General features: G+C 73.2%; 10 protein-coding genes. 4 read left to right on the forward strand and 6 right to left on the reverse strand.

Annotated features, from left to right (window positions below; genetic code table 11):
• The first annotated feature begins 164 nt into the window (after positions 1 to 164).
• Positions 165 to 665, forward strand: a complete 501-nt coding sequence (locus ACIQOV_RS22505; protein WP_401051043.1) for a hypothetical protein — start codon at positions 165 to 167, stop codon at positions 663 to 665.
• 88 nt (positions 666 to 753) lie between these two features.
• Here ACIQOV_RS22505 and ACIQOV_RS22510 read toward each other — a convergent pair whose 3' ends face one another.
• On the reverse strand, positions 754 to 1,137 hold the full coding sequence (locus tag ACIQOV_RS22510; RefSeq protein WP_401051045.1) for a VOC family protein: 384 nt from the start codon (positions 1,135 to 1,137) through the stop codon (positions 754 to 756).
• A 256-nt stretch (positions 1,138 to 1,393) separates the two neighbouring features.
• Between ACIQOV_RS22510 and ACIQOV_RS22515 the strand changes: the two genes are divergently transcribed.
• The gene (locus tag ACIQOV_RS22515; protein ID WP_401051048.1) at positions 1,394 to 1,735 is read left to right on the forward strand and encodes a hypothetical protein; all 342 of its coding nucleotides are present in this window, start codon (positions 1,394 to 1,396) and stop codon (positions 1,733 to 1,735) included.
• 144 nt (positions 1,736 to 1,879) lie between these two features.
• Here ACIQOV_RS22515 and ACIQOV_RS22520 read toward each other — a convergent pair whose 3' ends face one another.
• The 5 genes from ACIQOV_RS22520 to ACIQOV_RS22540 are packed head-to-tail and all read right to left on the reverse strand — an operon-like array spanning position 1,880 to position 4,626.
• Positions 1,880 to 2,386: a DUF2199 domain-containing protein gene (locus ACIQOV_RS22520; protein WP_401051049.1), complete on the reverse strand. Its 507-nt coding sequence runs from the start codon at positions 2,384 to 2,386 to the stop codon at positions 1,880 to 1,882.
• A 21-nt stretch (positions 2,387 to 2,407) separates the two neighbouring features.
• Positions 2,408 to 2,701, reverse strand: a complete 294-nt coding sequence (locus tag ACIQOV_RS22525) for a GNAT family N-acetyltransferase (RefSeq protein WP_401051052.1) — start codon at positions 2,699 to 2,701, stop codon at positions 2,408 to 2,410.
• Positions 2,698 to 3,114, reverse strand: coding sequence for an arsenate reductase ArsC (locus tag ACIQOV_RS22530; protein ID WP_401051053.1), 417 nt, complete (start codon positions 3,112 to 3,114; stop codon positions 2,698 to 2,700). Before ACIQOV_RS22530 ends, ACIQOV_RS22525 begins: the two co-directional genes overlap by 4 nt.
• Complete coding sequence (gene arsB / locus ACIQOV_RS22535; RefSeq protein WP_401051055.1) at positions 3,107 to 4,249, reverse strand: ACR3 family arsenite efflux transporter; 1,143 nt, start codon at positions 4,247 to 4,249, stop codon at positions 3,107 to 3,109. The genes ACIQOV_RS22530 and arsB overlap by 8 nt, the downstream gene beginning before the upstream one ends.
• On the reverse strand, positions 4,246 to 4,626 hold the full coding sequence (locus ACIQOV_RS22540) for an ArsR/SmtB family transcription factor (protein WP_401051056.1): 381 nt from the start codon (positions 4,624 to 4,626) through the stop codon (positions 4,246 to 4,248). Before ACIQOV_RS22540 ends, arsB begins: the two co-directional genes overlap by 4 nt.
• Positions 4,627 to 4,804: 178 nt before the next feature.
• On the opposite strand from ACIQOV_RS22540, the gene ACIQOV_RS22545 reads away from it, so the two are divergent.
• Both ACIQOV_RS22545 and ACIQOV_RS22550 read left to right on the forward strand, forming a co-directional pair.
• Positions 4,805 to 5,242 (forward strand): ArsI/CadI family heavy metal resistance metalloenzyme, encoded by a 438-nt coding sequence (locus ACIQOV_RS22545; protein ID WP_401051058.1) that lies wholly within the window; start codon positions 4,805 to 4,807, stop codon positions 5,240 to 5,242.
• 183 nt (positions 5,243 to 5,425) lie between these two features.
• A complete protein-coding gene (locus tag ACIQOV_RS22550) occupies positions 5,426 to 6,106 on the forward strand; it encodes a ferredoxin (protein ID WP_401051060.1) in 681 nt (226 codons plus the stop codon).
• The last annotated feature ends 116 nt before the right edge of the window (positions 6,107 to 6,222 follow it).

Raw genomic sequence — 6,222 nt, forward strand, 5'->3', positions numbered from 1 at the left:
GGGGGTGGGGCCGGCGGCCCCGCCCCCCCCCCCACTCCTCCCCCGCGCGAGGGACGGACCGCCCTGCGGCCGGGCCCCGGGAAGGACGACCCGACTCCCCGGGCGCGGCACTGTGGAACCACCCGGCGGCAGCGGCCGACGCGGGTGATGCCCCAGGAGGAGACATGGTGCACGCACCGACACCGGCGGCAGCGCGAAGGGTCGTGGCCCTGGGTGCCGCCGCCACCGTCCCTTACATCGCCGTCAAGACCTACTGGGCGGCGGGCGGCCGGGCCGGACTCGCGGACGGCTTCGACATGGCGGACGAGTTCACCCGCAACGGCGCGCCCGGCGCCCTCGTCCTGCTCGAACGGCACGGCGTCGACTTCACGGCCGTCCTCGCCCTGACCGGGCTGCTCCTCGCCTGCGCCCTCGTCCGGCCCTGGGGACGGAAGCTCCCGCGAAGGCCGCTGCTCGCCCTGGCCTGCGCGGGAACGCTGCTCGTCCCGTACGGCCTGCTCACCGGGCTGCTCGCCCTCCCCGGGGAGGGCGGCGCCCCGGCCGCACCGATCACCGGGTGGATCGCGCCGGCCGGGGTCGGCGCGTTCCTCGGGATCGGGACGGCCCTGGGCGTCGGGGCCTGGTCGCACCGGCACCCGGAGCGCGGGCGGCCCACTTCTCCGTGACCCGCCGCGAGCGGTGTCGACCGTCACCGTGGTGGTCGGGATCCGGTCCGCCCCCGGCGCCGTGAACGCGTGGCCCGACCCGGCGCCCTCACGGGTGCGCGGCCGCCCGGTCGGAGTCGCTGCGCAGCACGCAGAACTCGTTGCCCTCGGGATCGGCGAGGACCGCCCAACCCGAACCGTCGGGGTTCCGGTGGTCGCCGACGAGGCCGGCGCCGAGGCCGAGCAGCCGCTCCACCTCCTGATCGCGCGAGGTCTCGGGCCGCAGGCACAGGTGGACCCGGTTCTTGACCGTCTTCGCCTCGGACACCTGGTTGAAGTACAGCACCGGGCCCTCCGCCAGCAGCACCTGGGTCTCGTGGTCCCCCGGCCGGCAGTCGGGGTCCAGCGGCCTGCCCGTCACACCGCTCCAGAAGCGCGCCAACTCATAGGCGTCCGCGCAGTCGATCGCCACGTTCTGCAGTACCGAAACCATGCGCGCGAGTCTCCCCGATCCCCGCCCCGAACTCCACCGGGTTGCCCCGGTCTCCCGCCCGTGCGGCCCGGGCGGCGTGCGTCGGGAGGGGCGTCAGGCTCCGGTTCCGCCGACCCGCGACAGGGCACCGCTCGACCACCGCCCGACGTCGACCCCCCACCGCCCCTCCGACCTGCGGCATCACTGCCCGCGTGCAGGCCGTCACGGAGGCACCTACGGTGGAAGTAGTAGCCCAGAGCATCCGGGAGGTTACACCATGACTTCCGAGAAGAAGCCAGTCCAGCTCACGGCACGTACGGTCAGCGGCCACGTGGTCGCCCACGCTCCGATCAGCGGCGACTTCGAGGCCACGCTGACCGACATGGACGGCAAGCCGATCGTGGGGCGGCAGATCACCTTCTACAGCACGGCGAGCGGCCAGCGGGTCGGCTCCGCGACCACCGACCAGAGCGGGATCGCCGAGCTGAACTCCGGCTCCAAGATCCTCGACCCGGTCATCGTCGCCAGCACCCTCGCCACCGGCTGCGAAGCCCGGTTCGAGGGCGACGACGAGTACCAGGCGGCCTCCGCCCACGCCGGCACCGCGGTCGGTGTCTGACACGCACCGACCGGCCGTGCGCGCACCGGCCGGCCACGGCACCGCGCGGCGTGCACCACGCGGCGTGCACCGCGCACCGCGGCCGGCTGTTGCGGACCGTCGGCGGGAAGCAGCGGCCGGGGACCGTCAGCGGGCCGGAGGCCGTCAGCCCCGGAGGAGCAGGTCCGCGAATTCCCGCACGCGGCCGGTCGTAATGCCTTCGCGCTGCTCGACCGCGAGGGGATGATCGGTCGGTTCCAGTTCGATCAAAGGACGCCGGCCGACCGCGCGGGTGTGGACGTGGGTCTTGAGCAGGAGGGTCGAGTCCGGATAGACGGGCAGCTCGGTGGAGAGCCAGCCGAAGTACGGGGGCTCCTGCTCCCGTACCGGGTCGTCCCACAGGTCGTGCGTCCGGGCGAAGTTCTGCTCGCTCAAGGAGACCCAGACGCCCCACGAGAACGTGTCGCCGCTGTCACGCACCGGTATCTCGATCAGGCCGTGGACGTAGAAGTGCCGTCCCTTGACCACGCACTGGTCGGCGGTCAGCTCGCTGTCCCGGCGCCGGGAGTAGCGCGGCTTCCATTCCACCGGCGCCGGAGCCCCGTAGGACAGCGGCGGGCCGTCGTGGCGTTCCGTGCAGCACGCGCACGTGTGGTGGTGGTCGGCAGTCATGGAGCGAGCCTAACGGGCTGGTCAGAGGCGGTTCGGGGGTGGTCCGGCGGGCCGTTCGGACGGCGGTGCGGTGGGGGTCCCGTGGGCCGCGCTCCGCTCCGACACCCGCGCCACCGCGGCCCAGCCGAGCACCCGGTCGAACCCGTCGAGGGCGACCAGGCGGTGCTCGACCATGCGAGCCGCGTCGCACTCCTCCCAACTCGGCACACCGGTCTCGAAGGTGGCGTCGCCGCCGTCGATGCCCGACCGGTAGATCTCCAGGACCTGCGCGGCGTGCGCCGGGGTCATCGCGGCGACGTTCACCACCCCGCTCATGCGACGGCCTCGATGCCGAGTTCCGCCATCAGGGCGCGGACACGCTGCTCGATCCCGTCGCGGATCGGGCGGACGGCGTCGACGCCCTCGCCCGCCGGGTCCGCCAACTGCCAGTCCAGGTAGCGCTTTCCGGGGAAGTACGGGCAGGCGTCGCCGCAGCCCATGGTGATCACCACGTCCGAGGCCCGGACCGCCTCGACGGTGAGCACCTTGGGCGTCTCGGTGGAGAGGTCGATCCCCACCTCGGCCATCGCCCGGACCACGGCCGGATTGACGCCGTCGGCGGGCGCCGACCCGGCCGACCGGACCTCGACCCGGTCCCCGCCGAACCGGGTGAGGAAGGCGGCGGCCATCTGGGAGCGGCCGGCGTTGTGCACGCAGACGAACAGCACGGACGGCTTGGACTCAGACACGGGCGGAACCTTCGGGTTCGGGGGCTGTGGCGGGGGCAGGGACGGTGGCGGGAACGGTGGCGGGAACGGTGGCGGGCCGGGGGAAGTACCGGCGGGCGGCGAGGGCCACGTGGACGAGGCCGATCAGGACGGGCACCTCGATCAGCGGGCCGACCACTCCGGCGAGGGCCTGGCCGCTCGCGGCGCCGAAGGTGGCGATGGCGACGGCGATGGCCAGTTCGAAGTTGTTGCCCGCCGCGGTGAACGCGAGGGTGGTGGCCCGCGGGTGGTCCAGTCCCACCGCGCGGCCCAGTGCCAGGGAACCGGCCCACATGACGGCGAAGTAGACCAGCAGCGGCAGCGCGATCCGGGCGACGTCCAGGGGCTGCGCGGTGATGGCACGGCCCTGGAGCGCGAACAGGACGACGATCGTGAACAGCAGCCCGTACAGCGCGAACGGGCCGATGCGCGGCAGCAGCGCCGTCTCGTACCAGGCGCGGCCGCGGACCTTCTCGCCCAGGCGGCGGGTGAGGTAGCCGGCGGCGAGCGGGATGCCGAGGAAGATCAGCACGCTGCGGGCGATCTCCCACACCGGGACGTCGAGCACGGTCCGCTCCAGACCGAGCCACCCGGGCAGCACGGACAGGTAGAACCAGCCCAGCGCGCCGAAGGCGACCACCTGGAAGAGCGAGTTCAGGGCGACGAGGACGGCGGCGGCCTCCCGGTCGCCGCCGGCCAGGTCGTTCCAGATGATCACCATGGCGATGCAGCGGGCGAGGCCGACGACGATCAGCCCGGTGCGGTACTCCGGCAGGTCGGGCAGCAGGAGCCAGGCGAGGGCGAACATCAGGGCGGGCCCGACGAGCCAGTTCAGCAGCAGGGAGGGGAGCAGCAGGCGGCGGTCGCGGGTGACGGTGTCGAGGCGGTCGTAGCGGACCTTCGCGAGCACCGGGTACATCATCACCAGCAGGCCGAACGCGATCGGCAGGGAGACGCCGGTGACGGTCACCTTCGCGAGCGCGTCGCCCAGGCCGGGGACGAGCCGGCCGAGGCCGATGCCGAGGACCATCGCGGCGAGGATCCACAGCGCGAGGTAGCGGTCGGTGAACGACAGCCGGCCGGCCACCGGGCCGGGCGCCCCGGCGTCGGCGCTCACTCGGCGGCGCCGAGGGACGCCCGGCGGGTGAGGATGCCCGCGAGGCGGTCGGTCGTCTCGGGGACCAGCCGGTAGTACACCCAGGTGCCGCGGCGCTCGGAGTCGATCAGCCCGGCCTGCCGGAGCAGCTTCAGGTGGTGGGAGATCGTCGGCTGGGACAGGTCGAACGCCGGCGTCAGGTCGCAGACGCACACCTCGCCGCCGGCGCCGGAGGCGATCATCGACAGCAGCCGCAGCCGCACCGGATCGCCCAGGGCCTTGAAGAGCGACGCCAGTTCGGCGGCCTGGTCCGCGTCCAGCGGGGCGCTCAGCAGCCGGGGGCAGCAGCCGTCCGCGGCGTCGTCCCGATCGAGCAGCGGGAGTTCCTGTTTCGACATGCTTCTATGTTGACGAATATCGATCCAGAGTGCAAGGCTGAATCGACAGACATCGATACAGGCTCGTTCAGTCCCTTTGCTCCCTTCCAGCCCTTCCAGCCCTTCCAGCCCTTCCAGCCCTTCCAGCCCTTCCAGCCCTTCCAGCCCTTCGAGCCCTTCCTGCCCGTTGGAGGCCACCGTGTCCCGTGTCCAGCTCGCCCTGCGCGTCGCCGACCTCGAAGGCTCCATCGCCTTCTACTCCAAGCTCTTCGGCACCGAGCCCGCCAAGCGCCGCCCCGGCTACGCCAACTTCGCCGTCACCGAGCCCCCGCTAAAGCTCGTCCTCATCGAGGGCGAGCCCGGCGAGGACACCCGCCTCGACCACCTCGGCGTCGAGGTCGCCTCCACCGAGCAGGTCACCGCCGCCACCGCCCGCCTGCGCGAGGCCGGCCTCGCCACCTTCGAGGAGAACGACACCTCCTGCTGCTACGCCGTCCAGGACAAGGTCTGGGTGACCGCCCCCGGCAAGGAGCCCTGGGAGGTCTACGTCGTCAAGGCCGACGCCGACAGCCTCGGCAAGAGCGCCGCCGACGCGCCGGAGGCCTGCTGCACGGGCACCGGCGAGGCGTCCCACTGAACCGCCCGGAGTGGGAAGTCGGCCCGGCCGACTTCCCACTCCGCCCCGCGGCTCACGTCGGCCCGGTCCCGTCCGCCGCCGAGCGCGCTGCCGCTTCGTCGAGGTCGGCTTCGGTCGAGGCCGGGCCGGTCCGGTGCCACGGCCCAGGGTGGGCCTCCCGGCGCCACGCCTAAGGTGAGCCGCATGGGGAAAACGCAGATGGGCGGACTGGCCGGCCGGTGGACCCGGCTCCTGAACCGGGCACGGGGCAGCCGACGGGCCGCACCGCTCTCGCACGAGGCGCGGTTGCGGGAGGCCGCCAAGCGGATGCGCGGGCGGCTGCTCCACTACCCGGTGGAGGGCCCGTGGCAGGAGCAGGCCTACTGGGACCCGCTGCCGACCGCCCGGGAGATGACCGGTTCCGTGGGCGACGGCCGCTGGGAGCAGCGCAGCCGGCTGAACGTGCCGGGCCCGTTCTACGCCGGCGAGACCGACAGCGGGCTGAACGGCCCGTACTACCTCCCCGAGCTCGTGCTCTCGGACGACGAGCACTGCGAGTTCGTCCACCGCCAGCCCGCCAACCCCCGCGAGGTGGCCGCCCTGGTGGAGATCGCCCACGGCGAACCGCAGGGCGGCTACGCCTGGGACGGTGACTGTCACTGGACCCCGCAGGCGGTGCGCGACTGGTGGTCGCGCCGGGACGAGGTGCGGGCCTGGATCACGAGCGAGCTGGAACTGGGCGACGACGGCCGGAACGAACCCGAGGCCCTGCGGCAGTACGCCGCCTACCTGGACGACGGACTGGAGGCCTACCTGCGCGGCTACCTGTTCCGGCTCACCGAGGGCCGCGAGCCGCAGGCCGGAGAGGCGCTCCCGGAGCTCTGACGGCCCACACCCCGACCCGGAGACGCAACTTCCCGTTCGGCGTGGGCCGGGACGGCACCACCGTCACCCTCGTCGAGGGGTCGCCATCGTCGAGGGGGAGAGCAACCGGACCCGGC

It is taken from the genome of Kitasatospora sp. NPDC091257 (assembly GCF_044757675.1).
In the GTDB taxonomy this organism is placed as follows: Bacteria; Actinomycetota; Actinomycetes; order Streptomycetales; family Streptomycetaceae; genus Kitasatospora; species Kitasatospora lactacystinica.